Here is a 24,585-nt window from a genome sequence, read left to right as displayed (position 1 = left end):
GGCAGGGGGCCCTAAGGCTCGCGTGACAGGATGATCTGGCGCGACCGGCTGGCGAATTCGCGGCGCAGCAGGACCGCGGTGGACAGGGCCGTGCCGATCAGAAGGCCCCAGGCGCCCAGCAGCCAGCCGAGCGCGGCGAGGGCGAAATAGATCGACCTCAGCCCGCGGTTGAAGCTTTTCGCCGCGGTGATGTTGATCTCGGCCGCCTGGCCGGCGCGGTGGAAGGCGATGGGGTCCGCAGGGTCGTTCGGGACCGCGGCCATCAGGATCGAGCAGTAACCGAACAGCCGATGCGCCCAGACGAATTTCAGCAGGGCATTGGCCAGCAGCAGGATCACCGGCAGCATCTTCAGCGCCACGTCCGGGCCCGAGGCTGCCAGCGGCAGGTCGTCGGCCAGGCGCTGGACGGCCGCCGCATTGCCGATCAGCGCCACGCCGCCGCCGATGGCGATCAGGCAGGCGCTGGCGAAGAAGGCGGTGCCCTGGCGCAGGGAGTCGATCAGTTGCGCGTCGAAGATGCGCGGCTGGCGGGTGACGAAGGTGCGCATCCAGTCGCGCCGGTAATCCTGCATCAGGAGGCTGACCGAAGGGCGGGCGCGCGGCGGGGTCTCGATCAGCCAGCCCGACAGCGTCCAGGCCAGGCCCAGCGCGAGAAGGGCCGTGGCGTCGAGCGGTGTCAGGGGGCCGAGGGGCAAGGTCATGGCGGCAGACTAGGGCGGAGTGGTGCCGAGCGGAAGGGGCCGGGTTCCCTGCACCGTCGGTTGCCCCCCACCCCCATCCCCTCCCCACGGAGGGGGAGGGGAGGCGCCTGGCGCAGGGGCAGGGATTTTGCTTGCGATCTGCCGGATTGGTTATATTATCTTACCAATCACGCAGGGAGGCGCCGATGCAGATGCCGGAACCGGACGCGGGCGTCCTTGCCCGCAAGGCGCGGATCGTGGGTCGCCTGCGGGCCGTCCTGCCCGCCGATGCGGTGATCGACGCGCCCGAGGAGTTGCGCGTCTATGAATGCGACGCGCTGACTGCCTACCGCTGCCCGCCATTGGCCGCCGTGCTGCCACGGACGACCGAAGAGGTCTCGGCGGTGTTGCGGCTGTGCTGGGAGGAAGGCGTGCCCGTGGTGCCGCGCGGGTCGGGGACCAGCCTTGCCGGGGGGGCGATGCCGACGGCGGATTCGGTGATCCTGGGCGTGGCGCGGATGAACCGGGTGCTGGCCGCCGACTACGACAACCGCTTTGTGCATGTCGAGGCGGGGCGCACCAACCTGTCGGTGACCGGCGCGGTCGAGGCGGAGGGGTTCTTCTACGCCCCCGACCCCTCCAGCCAGCTGGCCTGCGCCATTGCCGGGAACATCGCGATGAACTCGGGCGGGGCGCATTGCCTGAAGTATGGGGTGACGACGAACAACCTGCTGGGCGTGCGGCTGGTCACGATGGACGGGACGGTGGTCACGCTGGGCGGGCCCTGGGGGGAGCCGGCGGGGCTGGACCTCTTGGGCGTGGTCTGCGGGTCGGAAGGGCAGCTGGGCGTTGTGACCGAGGCCTGGCTGCGGATCCTGCCCAAGCCCGAGGGCGCGCGGCCGGTGCTGGTGGGGTTCGACAGCAACGAGGTGGCGGGGGCCTGCGTCAGCGACATCATCAAGGCGGGCATCCTGCCGGTGGCGATCGAGTTCATGGATCGCCCCTGCATCCGCGCGACCGAGGCCTTCGCCAAGGCGGGCTACCCGGACTGCGAGGCGCTGCTCATCATCGAGGTCGAGGGGTCGGAGGCCGAGATCAGCGAGCAGCTTGCCCGTATCCGCCAGATCGCGCTGGCGCATGACCCGGTGGAGTTCCGCGAGGCGGAGGACGAGGACCAGGCCAAACGCATCTGGCTGGGGCGGAAGTCGGCCTTCGGGGCGATGGGGCAGATCAACGACTACATGTGTCTGGACGGGACGATCCCGGTGTCCAGCCTGCCGCATGTGCTGAAGCGGATCGGCGAGCTGAGCCGGGAGTTCGGCCTCGACGTCGGCAACGTCTTTCACGCGGGCGACGGCAACATGCATCCCCTGATCCTGTTCAACGCCAACACCCCCGGCGATCTGGAGAAATGCGAGGCCTTCGGGGCGGAGATCCTGAAGCTTTGCGTCGAGGTCGGCGGCTGTCTGACGGGCGAACATGGCGTGGGGATCGAGAAGCGCGACCTGATGGCGGTGCAGTTCTCGGCCGCCGACATGGAGGCGCAGATGCGGGTGAAGGATGTGTTCGACCCGAAATGGCTGCTGAACCCGGCCAAGGTGTTTCCGCTGGGCGCAAGTGCCGGGCGGCGCGCGGGCTGACAGGGCAGAGCGGGGGTTTCACACCCCCGCACCCCCGTGGAGTATTTGGGACATGAGCAAGACATGCGGCCTGTGACTGAGGCGGAACTGGCGGAGGCCGTGGCTGGGGCCTCGGGGCCTTTGCTCGTGCGGGGCGGGGGGACGCGGACGCTGGGCCATGCCGTGGGCGAGGTGCTGGAGACCGGGGGCCTGTCGGGGGTGGAGCTTTACGAGCCCGGTGCGCTGACGCTGGTGGTCCGGGCGGGAACGCCGGTGGCCGAGGTCGAGGCGGTGCTGGCGGGCGAACGGCAGCGGCTGGCCTTCGAGGTGCCGGACCTGCGCGGGCTTCTGGGGCGCGAGGGGGTCTCGACCATCGGTGGCGTGGTGGCCGCCAATGCCAGCGGCCCGCGCCGGGTGCAGGTGGGCGCGGCCCGTGACGCCTGTCTGGGGGCGCGGTTCGTGGATGGGGCCGGGATGGTGGTCAAGAACGGCGGGCGGGTGATGAAGAACGTCACCGGCTATGACCTGGTGAAGCTCATGGCCGGAAGTCGGGGCACGCTGGGCGTTCTGACGGAGGTCAGCTTCAAGGTGCAGGCGATCCCCGAGGCCGAGGCGACGCTGGTCATCGAGGGGCTGGGGGATGCGGCGGGGCTGGCGGCCTTGCGCGCGGCGCTGGGGTCGCCCTTCGACGTCTCGGGCGCGGCGCGGCATTCGGGGCGGTCGCTGGTGCGGGTCGAGGGGATGGCGGGCTCGGTCGCCTATCGCGTGACGCAGCTGCGCGCGCGCCTGGGCGGCGATGTGACGGTGGCCGAAGGGGCGGAAAGTGCTGCGCTCTGGCGCGAGGTGCGGGACGTGGTGCCCATGCGGGACAAGCCGGGCGAGATCTGGCGGATCGTGACCCTGCCGACCGCGGCGGCCGAGATCGTCGCGCAGCTGGAGGGCGAGGCGCTGTGGGACTGGGGCGGCGGTCTCATCTGGCTGGTTCTGCCGCATGGCAAGGGCGCCGACCTCGCGGCTGCCGTCGCGGGGCGGGGCCATGCGACGCTGGTGAAAGGGCAGGGCGGGCCGGTCTTTCCGCCCGAGGCGCCCGAGGTGGCGGCTCTGGTTGCGGGGCTGAAGGCGAAATTCGACCCCCGGGGGATTCTCAATCGGGGGATGATGGGCTGATGCAGACGCATTTCTCACCCGAACAGCTGAAGGACCCCGGCATCGCCCGCGCGAACGAGATCCTGCGGTCTTGCGTGCATTGCGGGTTCTGCACCGCGACCTGCCCGACCTATCAGGTGCTGGGCGACGAACTCGACAGCCCGCGCGGGCGCATCTACCTCATCAAGGACATGCTGGAGGCCGGGCGGCCGGCGGATGAAAAGACCGTCAAGCATATCGACCGCTGCCTCTCGTGCCTCGCCTGCATGACGACCTGCCCCTCGGGCGTCCACTACATGCATCTTGTCGATCACGCCCGGGCGCATATCGAAAAGACCTACAAGCGGCCCTTCATGGACCGGGTGCTGCGCGCGGTGCTGGCGCGGGTGATCCCCTATCCGGGGCGGTTCCGGCTGGCGCTGCTGGCGGCGAAGGTCGGAAAGCCCTTCGCCTGGGCGATCCCCGACGCGCGGTTGCGCGCGATGCTGGCGATGGCGCCGAAGTCCATTCCCCCCGTCAGCCGCAACGACGATCCGCAGGTCTTCCCCGCGCAGGGCGAACGGCGGATGCGGGTCGCGCTGATGACCGGCTGCGCGCAGAAGGCGCTGAACACCGACATCAACGATGCGACGATCCGCCTGCTGCGCCGTCTGGGCTGCGAGGTCGTGGTGGCAAAGGGTCAGGGCTGTTGCGGGGCGCTGACGCATCACATGGGCAAGGAGGACCTGGCCCATGCCAGCGCCGCCGCCAATATCCGCGCCTGGATGGCCGAGCATCGCGCGGGGGGGTTGGATGCCATCGTCATCAACACTTCCGGCTGCGGGACGACGGTGAAGGATTACGGCCACATGTTCCGCACCGATCCCGCCCTGGCCGAGGACGCGGCCACGGTGGCCGGGCTGGCGAAGGACATCAGCGAAGTGCTGGTGAAGATCGGCCTGCCGCAGGGCGCGCCCAAGGGTCTGCGGGTGGCCTATCATGTCGCGTGCAGCCTTCAGCATGGCCAGCAGATAAAGTCGGCGCCGAAGGACCTTCTGAAGCGCGCCGGGTTCGAGGTGGTGGAGCCCGCCGACAGCCATCTCTGCTGCGGCAGTGCCGGGACCTACAACCTGCTTCAGCCCGAAATCAGCGCCGAACTCAAGCGCCGCAAGGTGGCAACGCTGGAGGCGAAGGCGCCGCAGGTCATCGCGGCGGGCAACATCGGCTGCATGATGCAGATCGGGTCCGGCACCGGCATCCCGGTCGTGCACACGGTCGAGCTTCTGGACTGGGCGACCGGCGGGCCACAGCCGCGCGCCTTGCTGGGCTGAGCCCAACACCGCGCTTGCGTGACCGGCCACGAATCCGCCAGACTTCCGCGCAATGCTGACCGTCGCGGGGAAAGGGAAGGGTTGCATGCGTCACCTCGTTGCCAGGCTTCGGGCTTTGGGGCTGGCCCCGTCGCTGGCCCCGTCGCTGGCGCTTGCTCTGGTCGTCGCCTTCGCCGCCTTCGGCCCGGTCCGCGCGCAAGAGGCCGACATGGTCCGGCTTCAGACCGCCGACGACGCGCGCGGCTGGGATGCGGTGGGCAAGCTGATCCTTGGCGACCGGGGCTTCTGCACCGGGGCGCTGATCGGGCCGCAGCTGGTGCTGACCGCCGCGCATTGCCTGTACGACAAGACCACCGGCGTGCAGCTGCGCCCCGAGGACATCGAGTTCCAGGCCGGTTTTCGCAATGGTCGCGCGGTGGCCTATCGCCGGGTCAGCCGGGCGGTGGCCCATCCCGGTTACCGCTTTGGCGCGGCCGACAAGCTGGACCGGGTGACCGACGATCTGGCGCTTCTGGAGCTGAGCCAGCCGATCCGGCTGCCCTCGCTTTTCCCGTTCGAGACCGGGGCTGCCCCGGTCGAGGGCGATGCCGTCGATGTGGTCTCTTACGCGCAGTATCGCGAGGAGGCGCCGTCGATCCAGGAGGCCTGCGAAGTGCTGGCCGGTCAGCGGAACGCGCTGATCCTGACCTGCAATGTCGATTTCGGCTCCTCTGGCGCGCCGGTGTTCACCGTCCGCGATGGCGTGGTCCGGGTGGTCTCGGTGATCTCGGCCAAGGCCGAGGTCGATGGCCGCAAGGTCGCCCTTGCCGTGCCCGTCGCCGAGCCGCTGGCCGCGCTGCGCGGCGCGCTGGAGCAAAGCAAGGCCGGCTTGGCGCGCGGGGTCCAGTCAGGGGGCAAACCGGTCAGCATCCTGTCGGGGGGCAACGGATCGGGCGCGAAGTTCGTCAAGCCATGAAATGGCTTTTCATGCTGTTTGCGGTCTGCCTTTGCGCCATACCGCAAGGCAGTCTGGCGCAGAATTCCGGCCTGGAAGCCCTGACCACGCGCGAGGCGCTGCGCGGGTTCGAGCCCGTGGGCCGGGTCGATGTCGAGGGCGGCGGTTTCTGCACCGGGGCGCTGATCGCGCCCGATCTGGTGCTGACCGCGGGGCATTGCGTGATTGCCGGCGACGGCCGCCCGGTTCCGGCCGAACGCATCCGGTTCCGGGCCGGTCTGGCCAACGGCGCGGCGCTGGCCGAGGCGGCGGTCGCCCGCACCATCGTCGATCCCGGCTTCCGCAGCCTGGACCCGGCCCCGCCCGAGATGATCGCCCGCGACGTGGCGCTGTTGCAGCTGGCCGCACCGCTTCCGACCGCGCTGATCCCGCCGCTGACCGTGGCCCGGCCCGGCAAAGGCGACGAGGTCAGCGTGGTGTCCTATGCCATGGGGCGGGAAGAGGTGCTGTCCTGGCAGCGCGTCTGCCGTGTGATCGGGCGCGAGGGGGTCCTGATCGTGATGGATTGCGACGTCACCTTCGGCGCCTCGGGCGCGCCGGTGCTGGACCGGTCGGGCTATCGGGCAAGGATCGTCTCGATGATCTCGGCGGGCAGCAATGACGGCGGCAGGCCGGTCTCGATCGGCATGGAACTGCCGGGGCTGGTCGATCGGTTGAAGGCGGCGCTGCGACGGGGCGAGGCAACCAGTGTCGCCAACCCGCCGGCGGCCGCTTCGGTCGGACCTGCCGCGCCGACGATGCCCGGCAAGCCGGTGCGGCGGCTTGAGTTGCAGGGCGAAAGGCGGATCGGGACCGGCGCCGGCTTCGGCCAGCGGAACGTTGCGCCGTGATGCCCGGACGGGCCTTGAAAGCCGATCGGCCGTTGCCTACCTGACGCTCATCCGGGTGCCGTGCCGGGCCCGGACGACCTGCCTTGCCCCCTTGAGGGGGAGGGTCCATGACATCGCTTCCAGGAGGATGACAATGCGCAACCTTGATTTCGCGCCCCTTTACCGCGCCACCGTCGGCTTTGACCGGATCGCCGATCTGATGGACCGGGTGCTGTCCGCCGACGTCGCCCAGCCGACCTATCCGCCCTACAACATCGAAAAGACCGCCGAGGATGCCTATCGCATCTCGATCGCCGTTGCCGGGTTCACGCCCGATGAACTCAGCGTCGAGGTGAAGGACGGCTCGCTGTTCGTCACCGCCCGCAAGACGCCCGAGGAAACCCAGCGCACCTTTCTGCACCGCGGCATCGCGACCCGTGCCTTCGAGCGCCGCTTTGCCCTGGCCGACCATGTCCGCGTGACGGGTGCGGTGCATGAGCACGGGATGCTGCACATCGACCTCGTCCGCGAAGTGCCCGAGGCGATGAAGCCCCGCCGGATCGAGATCCAGCGCGCCAACGCCGCAAGCCCGGCAATCGAGGCCAGGCCGGAAACGGTGAACTGATCCTGGCCTGACCCGGAGGAGGGGGGCGCGACGCGGGCTGCGTCGCGCCCCCTTTCAGTGTCGCGGGGTCACGGCACGGGCGCTGCGCTGACCTCGACCGCCCAGCCGTGGCTGTGGCCGACATTGCAGCCGCCGACATGGCCTATGGCCGAGATGGTGATGTAGGTGCCTTCCTCGGCCCAGCCCTCGGCGAGTTCGATGATCTGATCCTCGCCGGGGGCGAGGCGGCGGGTCGTGGCGATGGGCGTGCTGGAGCCGGGGAAGCGGTTGATGACATAGGTGATGTCCGAGCAATGCGTCGTCGGCGCGCCGATGCGCAGCAGCATCTTCTGGCCGGGATTGGGGGCGCTGACTTTCAGCATCTTGCCTTCGTTGCAGATCATCCCGCCATCGGAGACGGGGGTGGAGGAGGTGCAGGTGACTTCCCAGCTTTCGGGGTCGGCCAGGGCCGGGACGGCGGCGAGGGGGGCGACCGCGAGGGTGGTCAGGGCAAGCAGGCTGCGGGGGGTGAAGGGGGTGAGCATCGGTCAATTCCTTCGGGTGAATGCGGGTTACCGTGTCTCTGTGCCGATGACGCTGGCACGGGGTTCGCGGCTTTGGAAAAGCGTCGGGCTGTCACCGGGTAACAGGCGCGTGATATCAGATGACGCGCCCGTTATCAGGGGTTAGCGGGGAAGGATTTCCGTCTTGGCGCCGAAGGAATGCAGCGTGCCCGGGTTGCAGCCGCCGACATGGCCGACGCCGGTGACGGTCAGGAAATTCTCGCCATCGCGCCAACGGTTGCCCAGCCGCATGGTCCTGGCTTCGCCGGGCTTCAGCATCTCCAGCGTGGCGGTGGGCTCGCTGGAGCCGGGGAACAGGTGGATGAGGTAGGTGACCTGCGAGCAATGCGTCCGGGGCGCGCGGATCTTCAGCACCATCCCGGTCGTGGGGCTGGCTGGCGTGATGGCCAGCATCTTGCCCTCGGAACAGATCTGCGAGCCGGGCCAGGGGCCGGGGGTGCTGGCAGGGCAGGTGACGGCCCAGCTTTCGGCCAGCGCGGGAAAGGCGAAGAGGGCAACGGCAGGCGCAACGGCAGGTCCGGGCATGAGCGGCTAGAACGGACAGGCCGGAAACAGCTCCGGCGCGGATGATCATGGCACCCGCGCCGAACTGGCGAACACGGCGATCCGGGTATCAGTTGGCCGACAGGCCTTTCGCCAGCCGCATCAGGTTCACCGCCTCGATCCGGTAGCCGAACGGATCCTCGCCCCGGTTCGCCAGCGCCAGGTCGATGGCCTGGTCCCAGCCCCAGTCGCCCAGATAGACCGAGCCCCTGAGCAGCTGCCCGAAACCCGCTATGGCGGCGGCAAAGCGGGTCTCGGTCGTGGCCGGTTCCCGCCCGGTGATCGGCGTCTCGACCAGGGTCGAGGCCGTGGCTCCCGGCGCCTTCCAGCGCAGGCGCAGATAGCCAAGCTCGCCCTCCGCCGCTTCGGTCGCCGGGGCCGCGCCATAGCGCAAGGGATCGTTCAGCAGGGCCTCCGACCCCGGCGCCGTCACCTCGTAGATCGCCGTGACCTGGGTCCCCGCGCCGATTTCACCAGCGTCCACCCGGTCGTTGTTGAAATCCTCACGCCGCAGCGCGCGGGTCTCATAGCCGATCAGCCGGTATTCCGCGACCGTGGCCGGGTTCCATTCGACCTGGATCTTCACATCGTCCGCGATGGGGAACAGCGCGCCCGTCAACTGGTCCACCAGCACCTTCCGTGCCTCGCTCAGCGTGTCGATATAGGCGGCCTGGCCGTTCCCGTTCTGCGCCAGCGCCTGCATCACCGCATCGTCCAGATTGCCGCGCCCGAAGCCCAGCACCGAGAGGTAAGTCCCCGTCGCGCGCTTCTTCGCGACATAGGCCTCCAGCCCCTCCGGGTCGCTGACCCCGACATTGAAGTCCCCATCCGTCGCCAGAAGAATGCGTGTGACCTCGCCCTCGGCCTTCATCCCCTCGGCCACCTGATAGGCCAGTTCCAGCCCCTCGGCCCCGGCGGTCGCGCCCCCGGCGGAAAGGATGTCCAGCGCGCTCACGATGGCGGCGCGGTCGGCGGCCTGCGTCGGCGGCAGGACAAGCCCCGCCGACCCGGCATAGGTGACGATGGCCACCTGATCCTCGGGCCGCAGTTCCGGCAGCATCAGCATCAGCGACTGCTTCAGCAGCGGCAGGCGGTTCGGTTCGTCCATCGACCCCGAGGTGTCGATCAGGAACACCAGGTTCAGCGGCGGGCGGTCGGCCACCGCGGGGAGGGCTCCCTGGATGCCGATGGTGACAAGCCGCGTGCCGGGGTTCCAGGGGGTGGGCATCACGGCGACGGTCGAGGCGAAGGCCGCGCCGTTTTCGGGCGCGGGATAGGCATAGGGGAAGTAGTTCACCATCTCCTCCACCCGCACCTGTTCGGGCGCGGGAAGGATGCCCGAGGTCAGCGAGGACCGCACCACGGCGTAAGAGGCCGTATCCACGTCGATCGAGAAGGTCGAGACGGGCTCTTCTGCCGTCACCTTCACCGGGTTAGGGGCGGCATTGGCGAAGGCTTCGGTATTCTCTGCCGGGGCGGACCCGGCCTCGGGCGCAAGGCCGGACGGGGCCGCGACATAGCCCATCGCGCCGTCCGGCATCGGGGCTTCGCTGCGCAGGCGCATCTCGGTCTCGGCCATCCCGACGACGGGCGCGGCGGGCGGGGCCGCGTCCAGTTCGGCCATCGGCTCGGGCACAGGCTCGGCCAGCGCGACCGAGGCGGAGGCATCGCCTTCCGCCGTCAGTGCCAGATCGTCGGTCGCGGTCGGTTCGGGGACCGCCTCGTCCTGCGGCGCGACGGGCCCGGCCTTGCGGGCGACGGGGGCTTCCTTCGGCGCCACGACAGCGGTGGGCTTGCCGATCCGCAGATCGGCGACCGGCAGGATCACGGCCACCCCGATCAGCAGGGCGGCGGCCGAAGTGGTCAGGGCAAGGGCAGGGCGCGAGGTCAGATAGTGGAACATGCGACGTACTCCGTTCGGGGGGGCCGCCTGGTGGCGGTCCTCACTGGAACGCGGCGCCTGCGCGGTTCCTTGGAGCCGGTCGAAATTTTCCATCGCAAGCGCCATCGCCCGCGCCTTCGCCTGCCCATCCGGGGCCGGGGCCGCCTGCAACGCAGACCGGAGGTCGTCGAGATCGTCGCTCATTCCGCCCCCTCCCGTGCCATGGCCCGCAGGCGTTTCTTCACTTCGCTCATCCGCCAGGCGATTGTGCCCTCGCTGACGCCCAGCACAACCCCGGCCTCGGCCTGGGTCATCTCTTGCCCCAGCACCAACGCCACGGTGTCGCGCAATTCGGGTGAAAGCCGCGTCATCGCCTGAGCCAGCCAGTCGGCGGCCTCGGCCTGGGCGGCAATCTCGTCCTGCCGCGCGATCTCCCAGTCGCCCCAGCCCTGCGCGGCCTTCGCGCGCGTCGCCTGCCGCCGCCGCAGATCATGCGCCGCGTTCACCACCACGCGGTAAAGCCAGGTGGTGAACTTCGCCTCGCCGCGCCAGTTGCGCAGCTTGGAGGGAAGGGCGGCGCAGATGTCCTGCGCCAGATCCTCCGCCTCGGCCTGCGAGCCGGTCAGCCGCCACGCCAGCCCGTGGATGCGGTCATAGTGCCGCCCGACCAGCGTCGCAAAGGCCGCCCGGTCGCCCTGGGCGGCATGGGTCGCAAGCATCTCGTCGGGCGTGTCCATCAGCATCACGTTAGCTGTGACGCGCCCCGGGGGGCAATCCTTGGGCGCGCCGGAACAGGGCCGCGCCCGGAAATCCCTACCCCGAACGAAAAGCCCCCCGGTCCGGGTAGCTTCCGGGCCGGGGGGCGGGGGGTCACTCGTTACTGACACTGTCAGGATCAGTAGATCATGCCGTCATACAGGCCAAAGGCGCCCGCCGTGCTGCGCAGGTTGGCCGAGGCGCCCTCGTCGCGGGCATAGGCCACGACCGCATTGTAGGTGCCCGGTCCGAAGGCCCCGTCGATCCCGCCGCGATAATAGCCCCAGGCGCGCAGGTTGCGCTGGATCGCCTTGCGCTCGGCCAGCGAATAGCTCTGGAAGGCGCGGGCGGCCGGGGTGGCGTAGATCGAGGTCGTGGCGCGCGGCTCGACATGGCGCGGCTCGACATAGACGGTGCGCGGCGCGACATAGGTCGGACCAGCGGCCGTATAGCCCCGGTCGTAAAGCCGGGCCTTGCGGTTGTTCTTCAACAGCTCGTCAACGATGATCGCGGTGGCGGCCCCGGCGACGAAGCCCTGTTCCTTGTCGCCCCAGGCCAGCGCCGGGGTGGCGGGGATGGCAGCGATGGAAAGCGCGGTCAGACCGGCGACAAGCGTGGTCCTGGCAGAAGCGAACGAGAGCAGCATGAGCATTTCCTTTCGTGAGGGGCCCGAGGCAGCCGGGCCGATGCCATGGGTTATGGGGACCCGGGCCACGCTAGGCAAAATCAGGCCGGCGTTAGGGGGAAACAGGCGGTTGTTATCCGATAACGCATTTGATTTCAGACGGTTGCCTGCTCAGCCGATGGTGTGCAGCGCAGCCGACAACCGCTCTAAACCTTCGTTGATCCGCGCTTCCGGCCCGCCGCCGGCCCCGATGCGGATGTGATGCGGCAGGCCATAGGCCGATCCGGGCAACAGGAACGTCCGGTAGGGCGGCTTCAGCAGCGCGCGGGCCAGCGATTCGCCGTCGATCCCCGCGACCCGAGCCAGGCCGATCAGCCCCGCCTCGGGCCGGTGCCAGGACAGGCGCGGTTCTGCCGCGACAAAGCGGTCCAGGAGGTCCAGCGTCTCGGCCCCTTCGGCCCGCGCCTGCGCCAGCGCCGAGGCCAGCCTTTCGGGCCGCAGCGCGACTTCGGCGATATGCTCGCCGAGCGTGTTCATGATCTCGGACCCGTTCTCGCGCAGGATCATCGCGTCGCGGATGACCTGCGGGTTCCGGCAGATCATCCAGCCGGTCCTCAGCCCTTGCAGGCCAAGGGCCTTCGAGACCGAGCCGGTGGTGATCCCGTAGGGTGTGAGCCCGGCGACGGAGGGCGGCCGGGGAGGACCCCATTCGAGGCCGGCATAGACCTCGTCCACCACCAGCCAGAGGCCGTGCCGGTCGGCCAGTGCCGCAAGGGCGCGCAACTCGGCCTCGGGGATCAGCCGCCCCGTGGGGTTGTTCGGATTGGTCAGGAAGATCATCCGCGTCCGGGGCGTGATGGCCCGCGCCACCGCCTCGGGGTCCAGCCACCAGCCCCGCGCCTCGTCGCGGGCCACGTCGACCAGTCGCGCGCCGATGGCCCTGGCCATCACCCCCGCCTGCGGCCAGCCGGGGGCCTCGGTGACGATCTCGTCCCCCGCCTGAACCAGCTGCCGGAACAGAAGATAGTTCGCCTCCGCCGCCCCAGCCGTGACAAGGACGCTGTCCAACGGCAGCGAAAGCACCGCCTGATCCAGCACCCGCTGCCGCAAGCCCGGCAGGCCGAGGAAGCTCTTGCCGTTCCAGTCCAGAGAAAGCTCGGGGTCCAGGTCGGGCAGGAAGTCCTTCAGCTTCGGGGAGCGCGCGAGCGAAAAGCCGATGAAGCATTCCGGCGGGTCGGAGGCGGTGGTCTCCAGGAGGTAGTCGAACAGCTTGTGAATGGTGACCTTCATCCGCCCCCTCGCGCGCAAAAGTTTTCGAAAACTTTTGCAAAATCCTTCGAAGGATTTTGGCTCCCTCACCGGACGTCACGCCCCTGGTTCAGGATGATGACGTTCCCCGACGACACATCCCCTGCGGGCGAGATCAGGAACCCCACCCAGTCGGCAATCTCTGACGGCTGCATCGCCCGGCCATGCGGCATCGCCGAAATCGCCTTCGCCAGCACTTCCTCGGTCAGCACATTGAACAGGGGCGTCTCGGTCATCGCCGGCGCGATGGAGTTCACTGCGATCTTCTCCTTCGCATAGCGCCGCGCGAGGTCCTTGGTCAGCGTGTCCATCGCCGCCTTCGAGGCCCGGTAATGCGGCGGGTCGAAGACGTCGAAATTGTAGGCGCCATTGGACGAGATGTTGACGATCTTGCGCACCCCCGGCCGCCCGGCCATCGCCTTCACCGCGCCCTGACAGCAATGGAAGGCCGAGGAGAAATTGACCGCCATCTGCCGGTCGAGTTCCGCCGCCGGAATGTCGGGGAAGTCCGACATGAAGCAGGTCCCGGCGTTGTTCACCAGCGCATCCACGCCGCCGAAGCGGGCGGTCAGCCGGTCGAACAGGTCGGCAATCGCTTCGGCGTCGGTCAGGTCCACCGCATCGGCCACGAACCCCTCGCGGTCCGCCGCCATCGCCAGCAGCGCCGCGCCGTCGATGTCCACCCCCACCACCGTCAGGCCATCGGCCAGCAGCCGGTCAACGAAGGCACGACCCAGGCCCCCGGCGGCACCGGTGACGACGGCAACCCGGCTCATGCCGGGGCCTTCGGCAGCGCGTCGAAATCGGCCGAGGAATGCCGCTCGGGCAGTTGCTCCCACGGTTCGCCCCACGAGCGGTTGACCTTCCGCCCCCGGATCACCGCGGGCCGCGCGTCGATCCGCTTCGCCCAGGCCACCACATTCCGGTAGCTCTCCACATCCAGGAACTCGGCCGCATTGTAGGCGCGGCCGAGGACCAGATTGCCATACCAGGCATAGATCGCCATGTCGGCCAGCGAATAGTCCCCGGCCATCCACTCATGCGTCGCCAGATGCCGGTCCAGCACGTCAAGCTGGCGCTTCGTCTCCATCGCATAGCGGTTGATCGCATATTCGATCTTGACCGGCGCATAGGCGTAGAAATGCCCGAAGCCCCCGCCGACGAAGGGCGCGGAGCCCATCTGCCAGAAGAGCCAGCTGAACATCTCGGTCCGCATCGACGGGTCCTTCGGGATGAAGGCCCCGCCGAACTTCTCGGCAAGATACAGCATGATCGAGGCGCTTTCGAACACCCGCTGGCCGTTGGAATGATCCTTCAGCGCCGGGATCTTGGAATTCGGGTTGATCTCGACGAAGCCCGAGCCGAACTGGTCGCCCTTGCCGATGTCGATCAGCCAGGCGTCGTATTCGGCGTCGTGACCCGCCTCCAGAAGCTCCTCCAGAAGGATCGTCACCTTGATCCCGTTCGGCGTGGCCAGCGAGTAAAGCTGCAAGGGGTGGCTTCCCACCGGCAGCGCCTTGTCATGTGTCGGCCCGGCGATGGGGCGATTGATGTTGGCAAAGGTGCCGCCCGAGGGCTGCTCCCATTTCCAGACCTTCGGCGGGGTGTAGTCGTTCGACATGGGGCTATCCTTCGATTGCGGATCGAAGGGAAAGCTAGTGCTTCGGGCGCATGTGCACCAGAGGCCCGAAACGGCGGGACCGCCCTGCCGAAATGCACAAGAGACGATCCGAAGACCGCCCCTTGCCTGGATATCCGCCCCGTCAGACCGACAGGCAGACGTATTTCAGCTCCATGTAGTCGTCGATGCCGTGGCGGCTGCCTTCGCGCCCCAGCCCCGACTGCTTGACCCCGCCGAAGGGCGCCATCTCGTTCGAGATCAGGCCGGTGTTCACGCCCACCATCCCGTATTCCAGCGCTTCCTGCACCCGCGTGATCCGCCCGATGTCGCGGGCGTAGAAGTAGGAGGCGAGGCCGAAGATGGTGTTGTTCGCCATCGCGATCACCTCTTCCTCGGTCTCGAACCGGAACAGCGGCGCGAGCGGCCCGAAGGTTTCTTCCTGCGCCACCTTCATGTCGGGCTTCACGCCGGTGACGACGGTCGGCTGGAAGAAGGTCCCGCCCAGCTCGTGCCGCTTGCCGCCCGTCACGACCTTGCCGCCGCCGGCCAGCACGTCCTGGATATGCTCCTCGACCTTCTCGACCGCCGCTTCGTTGATCAGCGGGCCGGTCGTGACGCCGGGCTTCAACCCGTCGCCGATGGCCAGCTTCTCGACCGCCGCGGCCAGTTTGGCGGCAAAGGCGTCATAGACCCCGGCCTGGACATAGATCCGGTTGGCGCAGACGCAGGTCTGGCCGTTGTTGCGGAACTTCGAGATCATCGCGCCCTCGACCGCCGCGTCCAGATCGGCGTCGTCGAAGACGATGAAGGGCGCGTTGCCGCCCAGCTCCATGCTGCATTTCAGCACCTGGTCGGCGGCCTGGCGCAGCAGGATCCGGCCCACTTCGGTGGACCCGGTGAAGGTCAGCTTGCGGATCAGCGGGTTCTCGCAGAACTCCTTGCCGATGTCCGAGGACCGTTTCGAGGTGATGACCGAAAAGAGCCCCTTCGGCACGCCCGCGCGTTCGGCCAGAAGCGCCAGCGCCAGCGCGGACAGCGGCGTCTCGGCGGCAGGCCGCGACACCATCCCGCAGCCCGCGGCCAGCGCCGGGGCCACCTTGCGCGCGATCATCGCGTTGGGGAAGTTCCACGGCGTGATCGAGGCGGCGACCCCGATCGGCTGCTTCAGCACCTGGATGCGCTTGTCGCGCTGATGGCCGGGGATGATCTCGCCATAGGTGCGCTTGGCTTCCTCGCCGTAGAACTCGATGTAGCTGGCGCCATAGGCGATCTCGCCCCTGGCCTCGGCCAGAGGCTTGCCCATCTCGGCGGTCAGGATGGTGGCGAGATCGTCCTGGTTCGCCATGCACAGGTCGAACCAGCGGCGCAGCACCTGGGCGCGCTCCTTCGCGGTCCGCCCCGCCCATTCGCGGTGCGCGGCATGGGCGGCGGTGATCGCGCGGGCGGTTTCGGCCCGGCCGAGGTTCGGGAGTTCGCAGATCACATCGCCGCGGGCGGGGTTTGTCACGGGGAAGGTCGAGCCATCGTCGGCCATGACCCATTCGCCGGCGACATAGGCCTTAGTCACCAGAAGCGAGGGGTCTTTCAGAAGCGAGGCGAGATCGGTCACGGAATCGAGCATGGGTGGGCCCTCCTTGTGCTGGTGTGACAGGTGCCACGCAGGGCGCGTTCTGTCCAGTTGCAAGGCCGCCGTCAGGCCAAGGTTTGATCAAATCCCCGACAGACTGGACTTGTGGCCGGGAGCCGTCCGGAAATCGAACGATTTCCGGACCGATTTCCGCAGGAAATCGCTGCGAGGATCACCCGTTCGCGTGCATCCGCTCGATATAGGCGCGCATCTCCTCGGCCTCGTGCCGGGCGTCGCGCAGCCCTTCCATCGCGGCCTTCAGTTCGGCCTCGGTCTGACTGATGTGGTTCATCAGTTCCGCTTCGCGGCTTTCCATGTAGGCCAGCGCCTGGTCGCGCAGCTCTTCGGCCTCGTGCAGGGACTGCGCCAGCTTGTCCATTTCCGCCATGTCGCCGCCCTGGACCCGGGTGAAGCGGTGCAGCAGCCAGTGCGTGAACCAGCCCATCGCGAAGGCGACGAACAGGATGATGGCGGTGGCGACGACGAATTCGGTGCGGTTCATGGGGTGTCCTGGGCCTTGAGGCCGTCGGGCCGGCGCTTCGGAGCCAATGTCTTTTCGGTCGGGGCGACCGACGGGCTGGTGTCGTTCGAGAAGTCGTTCGAGAAGTCGGGCGAGAAGTCGGGCGAGAAGTCGGGCGCGGCGGCAGCCTCTGTCCCGCCCGGCGCGGCCGGGGCGGCCGGGGCCGCCGAACCGGCCACGCCCTCTTGCGCTGCCGCAGCGGCGTCTGTCGCAGTCTTCAGCACGAATTCGATCCGCCGGTTCGCCTCGCGGCCCTCTTCGGTCGCGTTGTCGGCGATGGGCTGCGCCTCGCCGAAGCCGACCGCGGTCATGCCCGAGACATCGACCCTGCGGCCCTGCAAGGCCAGAAGCACCGCCTCGGCCCGCGCCTGGCTGAGCGCCTTGTTGCCGGCTTCGGAGCCCTGGCTGTCGGTATGGCCGGCGATCTCCATCTGCATGGCCGGGCAGTTGACGAGGATCTTCGCCAGTTCGTCCAGGACCGGGCGCGCGGTGGCGGCGATCTCGGCCGAGGCGGGCGTGAAGGTGATCTTGGTCCGGGCGATCACGGCGTTGACATCGGCTGCACATTGCTCGGGCGTGGGCAGGGCGGCCAGCGGATCCAGCGCCTCGTCATAGCGCACGTTGACGCGGAAGGTCTGCCCCTGGCCCAGCGCCTCGGACAGGATCCGGGTGATCCGCCCGCGCGTCTCGGTCGATCCGGTGACCCCGTTCACCTCGACCAGATCGGCCCGGACCAGCAGCCGGCCGCTGTCCACCTGCGACAGCGCCTTCAGCCCGGCCAGGACCCGGATCGCCCAGCCGTCGGGCAGGCCCGGGTCCACCCGGGTCGCGGTCAGGATCTCGGCCCCGGCAAAGGCCGAGCGCGCAAAGGCATCCACCGCGTTGCGCTGCATCTCGTCGGTCAGCCGTCCGCGCAGCTCGACCCGGCCCTTTTCGGTGAAGACCGCGGTGAACTCGGCCGGACCCTGGGCGGCGGTCTCCTTCTTTTCCAGCGTCGAGGTCAGCGAGAACACATCCGGCAGTCCGGTTTCCAGCTCGCCCACCACCTTGTCGAAGACGTCCTGCGGCACGTCGCTGCCCGCCAGCAGGGTCACATCCGCGTCCGAGAAGGTGATCGACCCCGATCCAAGCTCGGTCACCGCCCGAATCCCCAGGCTGACCGCATCCGCCCAGCGCGGGGTCGGCGTGCCAAGGCCGACCTGGCAGACCGTGGTCCCCGTGACCCCCACCGCCGTCGCGGCCCGCAGGATCTGGGTCCGGGCGCGGTCGGTGTCGGCCGAACAGCTGTCGAACCGCGCGCCCTCGGAATCGACCACAAAGCGCAGGCTGAACGGCGTGATGACCGGACGCGGGGCGGAAATCTCCATGACCAGCTGGACATTGGCCGGCACCATCGCCCGCAGGTCGGCCTCGGCCTTGCGCTTTTCCTCGGCGCTGTCGGTGATCGCCTTGACCTCGACCCGCTCGGCCGTGACCGAGACCTTGGACAGCCGCAGCCGTTCAAGCGCCTTCACGCCGAAGGCCAGCGCCTCGTTCCAGCCCGCGGGCGCGGGGTAGTCCGCTGTCTCCAGCATGTCGGGCAGTTCCGTCCCCTGCGCCAGCGCCGCCGCCGCTGCCGCAAGATCGGCCTCGCTCATCCCGCCCTCGTCGGGGGTTTCCGGGATCAGGCCGCTCAACTGCACCTCGTCCTCGGTCCGCAGCATCTCGACGCTGAACCTGGGCGCCTCGATGGCCGAGGCGGGGGTCACGTCCAGCCCGTCGCGGATGCGCGAGGCATCGACCAGTTCGCCCACCTTGTTCACCGCGCGGAACCGCGCCGCCTCGTTCGGCGCCGTTCCGGTTAGGCGCACCTGCAACCCGTCGGTCGTGACCGTGATCCAGGTGATCCCGGCCTCGGCCAGCTTGGTGCTGACCACCTTCTCGGTCCGCGCCTCGATCACGCGCGCAGCCCCGAGCGCCACCGAGACCATCAGCGCCGCCGCCAGGAGAAAGGCAAGAAGCGCAAGCGTGGTCGAGGACAGTCTGGCGATGAAGGGCGGCAAATCGGGTTCCGGAAGACTCAGGTGCGACGACGCACCCCTGTTTCCTAGGGGTTCAGGCCGCCGGGTTCAACCAAGCCATGCCGAAGCGGCAAGAAACGGCACCGGGATCAGGCCCGCGTCCCGGTTTGCCCGGAAGATCATCAGGCAGGAGGCTGGATCGTCCAGGTCCAGCCGCCGCATCTGCCAGCCCAGGTGCAGGCCCATCGCCCAGACCCCGGCCAGCGCCACGACAAAGGCCAGCGGCCGCCCGGCCCCGGCATGGGCCAGGACCACGGCGGCGGCAAACAGCACCAGCGTGGCCGCGAAGAAGCCCCAGAGCCAGGTCCGGCTGTTCTCGCCGAACAGCCGCGCGGTGGACTTCACCCCGATCAGCGCATCGTCCTCGCGGTCCTGATGCGCATAGATCGTGTCGTAATACAGCGTCCATGCGATCCCTGCGGCATAAAGCGCGACCGCCGCCGGGGGCACTTCGCCCGCATGGGCCGCCCAGGCCAGCAGCGCGCCCCAGTTGAACGCCAGCCCCAGAAAGACCTGCGGCCACCATGTGAAGCGCTTGGCGAAGGGATAGATGGCGACCAGGGCCAGGCTGGCCACGCCCAGCCCCACCGCCAGCCAGTTGTAGGTGAACAGGATGCAGGCCGCGAGCAGCGCCTGCACCACCATCCAGACCAGCGCGCCGCGGACCGTCGCCTGGCCCGAGGGCAGGGGCCGCGACCGGGTTCTGGCCACCTTTGCGTCGATGTCGCGGTCGGTGATGTCGTTCCAGGTGCAGCCCGCCCCGCGCATCAGGAACGCCCCCACCGCGCAGGAGACCGCCAGCCAGAGGTCCCAGGGCCGAAAGCCGCCCGCCCCACCCGCCAGCGCCAGCGCCCAGAGGCAGGGCACCAGCAGAAGCCAGGTTCCGATCGGCCGGTCGGCGCGCGACAGGCGCAGATAGGGCCGCGCGGCGGCGGGGGCGTAAAGGTCCACCCAGTTCGCCTGCGGGGCGTCGGCGACCCGGCCCGCTGGGGCAGCCTCTGGCATTTCCGGCGCTTGGGTCATAGGCTCTGGCTCATGGATGCGAAGATCAGGCTCTTTGTAGATCAGCCGCTTGGGGCGGGGCAAGCCGTGGCCCTGTCGCAGGACCAGGCCCACTATCTGACCGGCGTGATGCGGCTGACCGAGGGCGCGGCGATCCTGCTGTTCAACGGCCGCGACGGCGAATGGCGCGCGACCCTTGCCCGGGCCGTGAAACGCAACGCCATCGCGGTCTGCGAGGTGCAGACGAAACCTCTCCGCCTGCCCCCCGACCTCTGGCTGCTGTTCGCGCCGATCAAGAAGGCCCGCACCGATTTCATCGTGGAGAAGGCGGTGGAACTGGGCGCCGCCCGCATCCTGCCGGTCCAGACCCGCCACACCAACGCCGAGCGCATCCGGCAGGACCGTCTCCAGGCCCATGCCGTCGAGGCCGCTGAACAATGCGGCGCTACCCATGTGCCCGAAGTCGCCGCGCTTCAGCCCCTCGACCGGCTCTTGTCGAATTGGCCCGAGGGCCGAGCCCTCATCTGGTGCGACGAGGCCTCGGCCAAGGCGCCTCCCTCCCCCCGGCGTGGGGGAGGGATGGGGTGGGGGGGCCTTGCGCTGCCACCCGCCCCCGCCGCCATCCTGATCGGCCCCGAGGGCGGTTTCTCCGCCGAGGAATCCGCCCGCCTGCGTGCCCGGCCCGATGTCACCGCGCTGTCGCTGGGCCCCCGCATCCTGCGCGCCGACACTGCCGCCGTGGCCGCCCTGACGCTGTGGCAGGCCGCCTGCGGAGACTGGCGATGAGTTTCGTCCGCCCCGAACTTGCCGACACGCTCCACCGCTGGCGCGAGGTGATCGCGGGGGTGGGCCTTGCCGCGCTGGGGCTCTGGACGGCGACGCGAGGCGGCTATCTCCTCACGCCCTTCAGCCTTGCGCTTGCGGTGCTTGGCGGGGCCTGGGCGCTGACCGCCTGGCGCCGGCTCCGGTTCCGGCAGGACGGCGAGGCCCCCGGCATCGTCCGCGTGACCGAGGCGCAGATCGCCTACCTTGGCCCCCGCATCGGCGGCTTTGTCGGCCTGCCGGACCTGTCCGAGATCCGGCTTCTTACCCTGCGCGGTCGCCGGATCTGGAAGCTGAAACAGGGCGACGGCCAGCTTCTGCACATCCCGGTCGAGGCCGACGGGGCCGAGGCGCTGTTCGATGCCTTCGCCACCCTGCCGGGGATCGACATGGCCGCCGTGGTCGCCGCGCTGGGGACGGAGGCGCCCCCCTCCGACAGCCGCGTCATCGCACTGGCCGCACGCGACCGCCTGATCTGGGCGCGCAAGGGGGCGGGCGTCGTGGTGCGCTAGGTCCGCTGCCCTCTGCAAAGCGAGCAATTCCTCTGTGCGATTGCCAACAGAAGTATGACGTCCACAGCCAAGCCCTTGAAATCGAAAGCTCTGCAAAACTGACCACGCGCGGGCACCTGGCGACCCCCCTTGACTTGCCCGCGCCTGCGCGACACCTGTTGGCCTCCGGTCGGCAAGCCGAAGCCAGAGGCAGCGAAGGTCCCAAATCCATGTCCATTCCCCAGTCCGGCGGCGGCCTCATCGAAAGCTTCGACCAGCTTGCCGCCTATATGGAGGCCGGCTGCAAACCCGCCGCCGACTGGCGCATCGGGGCCGAGCACGAGAAGTTCGGCTGGCTGACCGACAGCCGGACCCCCTTGCCCTATGCGGGCGATCGGTCGATCTCGGCGATCTTCGCCCAGCTTCAGGCCCGCTTCGGCTGGACCCCGGTCCACGAGGGCGAACACGTCATCGGCCTGACCCGCAACGGCGCCAACATCAGCCTGGAACCCGGCGGCCAGTTCGAGCTGTCGGGCGCCCCCCTCGCCTCGACGCTGGAGGTCGGGGCCGAACTGCAAAACCACCTGGACGAGCTGCGCCAGATCGCCGAGCCGATGGGCGCGCGCTTCATGGGCATTGGCGCGGCGCCGGTCTGGACCCATGACCAGATGCCGGTCATGCCCAAGGGCCGCTATCGCCTGATGACCGACTACATGGGCCGCGTCGGCACCCATGGCACGCAGATGATGTACCGGACCTGCACCGTGCAGGTGAACCTCGACTATGGCTCCGAGGCCGATTTCGTGCAGAAACTGCGTGTGGCGCTGGCCCTGCAACCCGTGGCCACTGCGCTGTTCGCCTCGAGCCCCTTCTTCGAGGGCAGGCCCAACGGCCACAGGTCCTGGCGCAGCCGGATCTGGCGCGGGCTGGACGACAGCCGGACGGGGATGCTGCCTTTCGCCTTTGAGGAGGGGATGGGTTTCCAGCGCTATGTGGACTGGGTTCTCGACGTGCCGATGTATTTCGTCTACCGCGACGGCCGCTATATCGACGCGCTGGGCCAGTCCTTCCGCGATTTCCTGAACGGACGGCTGCCGGCCCTGCCGGGCGAGAAGCCGACGCTTTCGGACTGGGCCGACCACATGACCACGGTCTTTCCCGAAGCGCGGGCGAAAAGGTTCATCGAGATGCGCGGGGCCGATTGCGGCGACCAGGCGCATATCGCGGCGCTGCCGGCCTTCTGGGTGGGCCTGATGTACGATCATGCGGCCCTGGACGCGGCCTGGGATCTGGTGAAGGGCTTCGATGCCGAGACTCGGGAAGGGCTGCGGGTCGCCGCCTCGGTCTCGGCGCTGCGCGGAGAAGCCGGCGGCGTGCGGCTGATCGACCTGGCGCGGGCGGCGGTGGGCCTGTCGCATGCGGGCCTTGCCGCGCGGGGCCTGGGCGAGGCGGAGCAGCTGGCGCCGCTGGTGGAAAGCCTGAAGACCGGGCAGGTGCAGGCCGACCGCTGGCTGGCGCTTTACGAAGGCGACTGGGGCCGGGACCTGACCCCGATCTACGAAGCCGCCTCGCTCTGACGCGCCGCCTCGTTCGGCGGCGTCTCCTCGTCAGAGCCTGCCCGTAGAGGGGTGCAGCGGCCGAGGCGCAGCCCTGCGGACTCAGGCTTTCTTCGCGCCGATCCGAGGCTCGGTCCCGGCCTTGATCCGCTTCAGGTTCTCGGCATGGCGGACATAGATCAGGATGGTCAGGATCAGCGCCAGCAGCAGCAGGCTGCCATCCGTCAGGGCCAGGATCCACAGCGCCGAAGTGGCCGCAGCCATGAGGGCCGCAATCGACGAGGTGCGGCTGACGACCGCCGTCAACAGCCAGGTCGCGCAGACCGCGGCACCGACGATCCAGTTCAGCGCCAGCAGGACGCCGAGGAACGTTGCCACGCCCTTGCCGCCGCGAAAGCCCAGCCAGACCGGGAACAGATGGCCCAGGAAGGCGGCAAGCCCCGCCAGCTGTGCCGCATCCTCGGCCAGAAGCCAGCGCGCCACAAGCACCGCCAGCGCACCCTTGCCGCCGTCCAGCAGCAGTGTGGCCAGCGCCGCACCCTTGTTTCCGGTCCGCAGGACATTGGTCGCGCCGATGTTGCCCGAGCCGATCCGGCGCAGATCGCCCAGGCCCATGACGCGCGTGACCAGGACGCCAAAGGGGATGGAGCCCAGCAGATAGCCCAGCACCGCCGTCAGCAGCAGAAGCCCGGAAGATGTCACGAGGTCAGGCATGTCTCAGGCGTCCGCAGCAGCAAAGACCTGCGTCCCCGCGACCCAGGTGCCCAGCACCTTACCTTCCATCCTGGCGCCGTCAAAGGGCGTGTTCTTCGACTTCGAGCGCAGGCGGAAGCGGTCCATCAGGAACGGGGCATCCGGGTCGAACAGGACAAGATCGGCCGGTGCCCCGGGTGCCAGCCTGCCCTGCGGCAGGCCCAGCCGCCGCGCCGGGTTCAGCGCCATGGCCCGGAACAGCGCCGGCAGGTCAAGGTGGCCGGCATGAAACAGCCGCATCGCCGCGGGCAGGAAGGTTTCCAGCGCCACGGCACCCGCGGCGGCCTCTTCATAGGGCAGGCGCTTCGATTCCTCGTCGGCCGGCGTGTGCAGCGACGAGATCACGTCGATCGTGCCGTCAGCCACCGCAGCCACGATGGCCAGCCGGTCCTGTTCCGACCGCAGGGGCGGGGTGAACTTGAAGAAGGTCCGGTAGTCGCCCACGTCGAATTCGTTCAGCGTCAGGTGGTGGATCGACGTTCCCGCCGTCACATCCAGCCCCGCCGCCTTCGCGCGCACCAGCGCGGGCAAGCTGTGCGCGGTGGTGATCTGGTCGGCATGATAGCGCACCCCCGTCATCTCGACCAGCGCGAGGTCGCGCTCCAGCCCCATCCGTTCCGCGATGGGCGAGACGGCGGGAATCCCGCGCAGCGAGGCGAACTTGCCGCTGGTGGCCGAAGCCCCGGCCGAAAGCGAGGGGTCCTGCGGGTGCCCCACCACCAGCGCGCCAAGGCTGCGGGCATAGGTCATCGCCCGCGCGATCGCTTTCAGATCGGTCGAGACCCTGAACACATCGGTGAAGGCAACGGCCCCGGCATCGCGCAGAAAGCCGATTTCGGTCATCTCGCGCCCCTCGCGGCCCTTGGTCAGCGCGGCCATGTGGCGGATGCGGACCGGGGCCTCGGCGGCGCGGCGGGTCACGAACTCCAGCGTCTCCGGCGTGTCGATGGCGGGATGCGTGTCGGGCCGGGCGATGATCGTCGTCACCCCGCCCGCCGCCGCCGCCGCCCCGGCCGAGCCGAAACTTTCGCGGTGCCTCTCGCCCGGCTCGCCGATCTTGACGCCCAGATCGACGATGCCGGGGGCAAGGCACTTGCCGCCGCAGTCGATGACCGCAGCCTTCGGCGCCTTCTCGTCGCGGGCCAGGATCACGCCGTCCTTGACCGTCAGGCTGCCCGGGGCATCGGTTCCGGCCTCGGGGTCGATCAGGCGGGCATTGGCGAAATGGATCGTGGTCATGCGAGGTCCGTCCGAGGCTCGGGCAGGGTATGCG

At 69.1% G+C, this 24,585-nt stretch carries 24 protein-coding genes; 9 read left to right on the top strand and 15 right to left on the bottom strand.

Going from position 1 to position 24,585, the window contains the following annotated elements:
• Positions 1 to 11: 11 nt before the first annotated feature.
• Positions 12 to 701, bottom strand: coding sequence for a DUF599 domain-containing protein (locus tag G8O29_RS01100; protein ID WP_166401385.1), 690 nt, complete (start codon positions 699 to 701; stop codon positions 12 to 14).
• A gap of 185 nt (positions 702 to 886) precedes the next feature.
• Between G8O29_RS01100 and G8O29_RS01095 the strand changes: the two genes are divergently transcribed.
• The 6 genes from G8O29_RS01095 to G8O29_RS01070 all read left to right on the top strand — a co-directional run bounded on the left by G8O29_RS01095 (position 887) and on the right by G8O29_RS01070 (position 7,183).
• On the top strand, positions 887 to 2,320 hold the full coding sequence (locus G8O29_RS01095; protein WP_166401384.1) for an FAD-linked oxidase C-terminal domain-containing protein: 1,434 nt from the start codon (positions 887 to 889) through the stop codon (positions 2,318 to 2,320).
• Positions 2,321 to 2,383: 63 nt separating this feature from the next.
• Complete coding sequence (locus G8O29_RS01090; protein ID WP_166401383.1) at positions 2,384 to 3,466, top strand: FAD-binding protein; 1,083 nt, start codon at positions 2,384 to 2,386, stop codon at positions 3,464 to 3,466.
• A complete protein-coding gene (glcF, locus tag G8O29_RS01085; protein ID WP_166401382.1) occupies positions 3,466 to 4,755 on the top strand; it encodes a glycolate oxidase subunit GlcF in 1,290 nt (429 codons plus the stop codon). Before G8O29_RS01090 ends, glcF begins: the two co-directional genes overlap by 1 nt.
• 85 nt (positions 4,756 to 4,840) lie before the next feature.
• Positions 4,841 to 5,710 (top strand): trypsin-like serine peptidase, encoded by an 870-nt coding sequence (locus G8O29_RS01080; RefSeq protein ID WP_166401381.1) that lies wholly within the window; start codon positions 4,841 to 4,843, stop codon positions 5,708 to 5,710.
• The gene (locus G8O29_RS01075) at positions 5,707 to 6,579 is read left to right on the top strand and encodes a trypsin-like serine peptidase (RefSeq protein WP_166401380.1); all 873 of its coding nucleotides are present in this window, start codon (positions 5,707 to 5,709) and stop codon (positions 6,577 to 6,579) included. The genes G8O29_RS01080 and G8O29_RS01075 overlap by 4 nt, the downstream gene beginning before the upstream one ends.
• A gap of 133 nt (positions 6,580 to 6,712) precedes the next feature.
• Positions 6,713 to 7,183 (top strand): Hsp20 family protein, encoded by a 471-nt coding sequence (locus G8O29_RS01070; protein WP_166401379.1) that lies wholly within the window; start codon positions 6,713 to 6,715, stop codon positions 7,181 to 7,183.
• Positions 7,184 to 7,251: 68 nt separating this feature from the next.
• Here G8O29_RS01070 and G8O29_RS01065 read toward each other — a convergent pair whose 3' ends face one another.
• From G8O29_RS01065 to ubiA, 12 genes are all read right to left on the bottom strand, one after another.
• Entirely contained in the window at positions 7,252 to 7,707 is a 456-nt protein-coding gene (locus G8O29_RS01065) for a hypothetical protein (protein WP_166401378.1), read from the bottom strand.
• A gap of 141 nt (positions 7,708 to 7,848) precedes the next feature.
• On the bottom strand, positions 7,849 to 8,271 hold the full coding sequence (locus G8O29_RS01060) for a hypothetical protein (protein ID WP_166401377.1): 423 nt from the start codon (positions 8,269 to 8,271) through the stop codon (positions 7,849 to 7,851).
• Between the two features lie 88 nt (positions 8,272 to 8,359).
• Positions 8,360 to 10,375 (bottom strand): vWA domain-containing protein, encoded by a 2,016-nt coding sequence (locus G8O29_RS01055; RefSeq protein ID WP_166401376.1) that lies wholly within the window; start codon positions 10,373 to 10,375, stop codon positions 8,360 to 8,362.
• Entirely contained in the window at positions 10,372 to 10,908 is a 537-nt protein-coding gene (locus G8O29_RS01050) for an RNA polymerase sigma factor (RefSeq protein WP_166401639.1), read from the bottom strand. Before G8O29_RS01050 ends, G8O29_RS01055 begins: the two co-directional genes overlap by 4 nt.
• Positions 10,909 to 11,066: 158 nt before the next feature.
• Positions 11,067 to 11,573 (bottom strand): peptidoglycan-binding protein, encoded by a 507-nt coding sequence (locus tag G8O29_RS01045; RefSeq protein ID WP_166401375.1) that lies wholly within the window; start codon positions 11,571 to 11,573, stop codon positions 11,067 to 11,069.
• A 150-nt stretch (positions 11,574 to 11,723) separates the two neighbouring features.
• Positions 11,724 to 12,842: a pyridoxal phosphate-dependent aminotransferase gene (locus G8O29_RS01040; protein ID WP_166401374.1), complete on the bottom strand. Its 1,119-nt coding sequence runs from the start codon at positions 12,840 to 12,842 to the stop codon at positions 11,724 to 11,726.
• Positions 12,843 to 12,907: 65 nt separating this feature from the next.
• The gene (locus G8O29_RS01035) at positions 12,908 to 13,636 is read right to left on the bottom strand and encodes an SDR family NAD(P)-dependent oxidoreductase (RefSeq protein WP_166401373.1); all 729 of its coding nucleotides are present in this window, start codon (positions 13,634 to 13,636) and stop codon (positions 12,908 to 12,910) included.
• The gene (gene yghU, locus G8O29_RS01030) at positions 13,633 to 14,481 is read right to left on the bottom strand and encodes a glutathione-dependent disulfide-bond oxidoreductase (protein ID WP_166401372.1); all 849 of its coding nucleotides are present in this window, start codon (positions 14,479 to 14,481) and stop codon (positions 13,633 to 13,635) included. The genes G8O29_RS01035 and yghU overlap by 4 nt, the downstream gene beginning before the upstream one ends.
• 142 nt (positions 14,482 to 14,623) lie before the next feature.
• Positions 14,624 to 16,102 (bottom strand): NAD-dependent succinate-semialdehyde dehydrogenase, encoded by a 1,479-nt coding sequence (locus G8O29_RS01025; protein WP_166401371.1) that lies wholly within the window; start codon positions 16,100 to 16,102, stop codon positions 14,624 to 14,626.
• 178 nt (positions 16,103 to 16,280) lie between these two features.
• A complete protein-coding gene (locus tag G8O29_RS01020) occupies positions 16,281 to 16,610 on the bottom strand; it encodes a hypothetical protein (RefSeq protein ID WP_166401370.1) in 330 nt (109 codons plus the stop codon).
• On the bottom strand, positions 16,607 to 18,670 hold the full coding sequence (locus G8O29_RS01015) for an OmpA family protein (RefSeq protein ID WP_242678832.1): 2,064 nt from the start codon (positions 18,668 to 18,670) through the stop codon (positions 16,607 to 16,609). The genes G8O29_RS01020 and G8O29_RS01015 overlap by 4 nt, the downstream gene beginning before the upstream one ends.
• 66 nt (positions 18,671 to 18,736) lie before the next feature.
• The gene (ubiA, locus tag G8O29_RS01010) at positions 18,737 to 19,711 is read right to left on the bottom strand and encodes a 4-hydroxybenzoate octaprenyltransferase (RefSeq protein WP_166401369.1); all 975 of its coding nucleotides are present in this window, start codon (positions 19,709 to 19,711) and stop codon (positions 18,737 to 18,739) included.
• 12 nt (positions 19,712 to 19,723) lie between these two features.
• Between ubiA and G8O29_RS01005 the strand changes: the two genes are divergently transcribed.
• From G8O29_RS01005 to G8O29_RS00995, 3 genes are all read left to right on the top strand, one after another.
• A complete protein-coding gene (locus G8O29_RS01005) occupies positions 19,724 to 20,476 on the top strand; it encodes a 16S rRNA (uracil(1498)-N(3))-methyltransferase (protein ID WP_166401368.1) in 753 nt (250 codons plus the stop codon).
• Positions 20,473 to 21,024 (top strand): hypothetical protein, encoded by a 552-nt coding sequence (locus G8O29_RS01000; protein ID WP_166401367.1) that lies wholly within the window; start codon positions 20,473 to 20,475, stop codon positions 21,022 to 21,024. The genes G8O29_RS01005 and G8O29_RS01000 overlap by 4 nt, the downstream gene beginning before the upstream one ends.
• A gap of 209 nt (positions 21,025 to 21,233) precedes the next feature.
• Positions 21,234 to 22,580 carry a glutamate--cysteine ligase gene (locus G8O29_RS00995; protein WP_166401366.1) on the top strand — a complete coding sequence of 449 codons (1,347 nt, stop codon included), beginning with the start codon at positions 21,234 to 21,236 and terminating at the stop codon, positions 22,578 to 22,580.
• Positions 22,581 to 22,661: 81 nt separating this feature from the next.
• Here G8O29_RS00995 and plsY read toward each other — a convergent pair whose 3' ends face one another.
• Positions 22,662 to 23,273 (bottom strand): glycerol-3-phosphate 1-O-acyltransferase PlsY, encoded by a 612-nt coding sequence (gene plsY, locus G8O29_RS00990; protein ID WP_166401365.1) that lies wholly within the window; start codon positions 23,271 to 23,273, stop codon positions 22,662 to 22,664.
• Positions 23,274 to 23,276: 3 nt separating this feature from the next.
• Positions 23,277 to 24,551 carry a dihydroorotase gene (pyrC, locus tag G8O29_RS00985; protein ID WP_166401364.1) on the bottom strand — a complete coding sequence of 425 codons (1,275 nt, stop codon included), beginning with the start codon at positions 24,549 to 24,551 and terminating at the stop codon, positions 23,277 to 23,279.
• Between the last annotated feature and the right edge of the window lie 34 nt (positions 24,552 to 24,585).

The organism is Rhodobacter calidifons (genome assembly GCF_011174775.1).
GTDB lineage: Bacteria > Pseudomonadota > Alphaproteobacteria > Rhodobacterales > Rhodobacteraceae > Tabrizicola > Tabrizicola calidifons.
Note: the sequence above shows the minus strand (reverse complement) of the source record. Positions and strands in the feature narration are given on the sequence as shown.

Bases quoted from the DNA above. Each gene is read 5' to 3' on its own strand.
- G8O29_RS01020 (WP_166401370.1), bottom strand. From the start codon at position 16,610: ATGAACCGCACCGAATTCGTCGTCGCCACCGCCATCATCCTGTTCGTC.
- G8O29_RS01050 (WP_166401639.1), bottom strand. From the start codon at position 10,908: ATGGACACGCCCGACGAGATGCTTGCGACCCATGCCGCCCAGGGCGAC.
- G8O29_RS01100 (WP_166401385.1), bottom strand. From the start codon at position 701: ATGACCTTGCCCCTCGGCCCCCTGACACCGCTCGACGCCACGGCCCTT.
- G8O29_RS01060 (WP_166401377.1), bottom strand. From the start codon at position 8,271: ATGCCCGGACCTGCCGTTGCGCCTGCCGTTGCCCTCTTCGCCTTTCCC.
- G8O29_RS01080 (WP_166401381.1), top strand. From the start codon at position 4,841: ATGCGTCACCTCGTTGCCAGGCTTCGGGCTTTGGGGCTGGCCCCGTCG.
- G8O29_RS01025 (WP_166401371.1), bottom strand. From the start codon at position 16,102: ATGCTCGATTCCGTGACCGATCTCGCCTCGCTTCTGAAAGACCCCTCG.
- G8O29_RS00995 (WP_166401366.1), top strand. From the start codon at position 21,234: ATGTCCATTCCCCAGTCCGGCGGCGGCCTCATCGAAAGCTTCGACCAG.
- G8O29_RS01065 (WP_166401378.1), bottom strand. From the start codon at position 7,707: ATGCTCACCCCCTTCACCCCCCGCAGCCTGCTTGCCCTGACCACCCTC.
- yghU (WP_166401372.1), bottom strand. From the start codon at position 14,481: ATGTCGAACGACTACACCCCGCCGAAGGTCTGGAAATGGGAGCAGCCC.
- G8O29_RS01040 (WP_166401374.1), bottom strand. From the start codon at position 12,842: ATGAAGGTCACCATTCACAAGCTGTTCGACTACCTCCTGGAGACCACC.
- G8O29_RS01045 (WP_166401375.1), bottom strand. From the start codon at position 11,573: ATGCTGCTCTCGTTCGCTTCTGCCAGGACCACGCTTGTCGCCGGTCTG.
- G8O29_RS01095 (WP_166401384.1), top strand. From the start codon at position 887: ATGCAGATGCCGGAACCGGACGCGGGCGTCCTTGCCCGCAAGGCGCGG.
- G8O29_RS01005 (WP_166401368.1), top strand. From the start codon at position 19,724: ATGGATGCGAAGATCAGGCTCTTTGTAGATCAGCCGCTTGGGGCGGGG.
- G8O29_RS01055 (WP_166401376.1), bottom strand. From the start codon at position 10,375: ATGAGCGACGATCTCGACGACCTCCGGTCTGCGTTGCAGGCGGCCCCG.
- glcF (WP_166401382.1), top strand. From the start codon at position 3,466: ATGCAGACGCATTTCTCACCCGAACAGCTGAAGGACCCCGGCATCGCC.
- G8O29_RS01000 (WP_166401367.1), top strand. From the start codon at position 20,473: ATGAGTTTCGTCCGCCCCGAACTTGCCGACACGCTCCACCGCTGGCGC.
- G8O29_RS01035 (WP_166401373.1), bottom strand. From the start codon at position 13,636: ATGAGCCGGGTTGCCGTCGTCACCGGTGCCGCCGGGGGCCTGGGTCGT.
- ubiA (WP_166401369.1), bottom strand. From the start codon at position 19,711: ATGACCCAAGCGCCGGAAATGCCAGAGGCTGCCCCAGCGGGCCGGGTC.
- pyrC (WP_166401364.1), bottom strand. From the start codon at position 24,551: ATGACCACGATCCATTTCGCCAATGCCCGCCTGATCGACCCCGAGGCC.
- plsY (WP_166401365.1), bottom strand. From the start codon at position 23,273: ATGCCTGACCTCGTGACATCTTCCGGGCTTCTGCTGCTGACGGCGGTG.
- G8O29_RS01090 (WP_166401383.1), top strand. From the start codon at position 2,384: ATGCGGCCTGTGACTGAGGCGGAACTGGCGGAGGCCGTGGCTGGGGCC.
- G8O29_RS01070 (WP_166401379.1), top strand. From the start codon at position 6,713: ATGCGCAACCTTGATTTCGCGCCCCTTTACCGCGCCACCGTCGGCTTT.
- G8O29_RS01075 (WP_166401380.1), top strand. From the start codon at position 5,707: ATGAAATGGCTTTTCATGCTGTTTGCGGTCTGCCTTTGCGCCATACCG.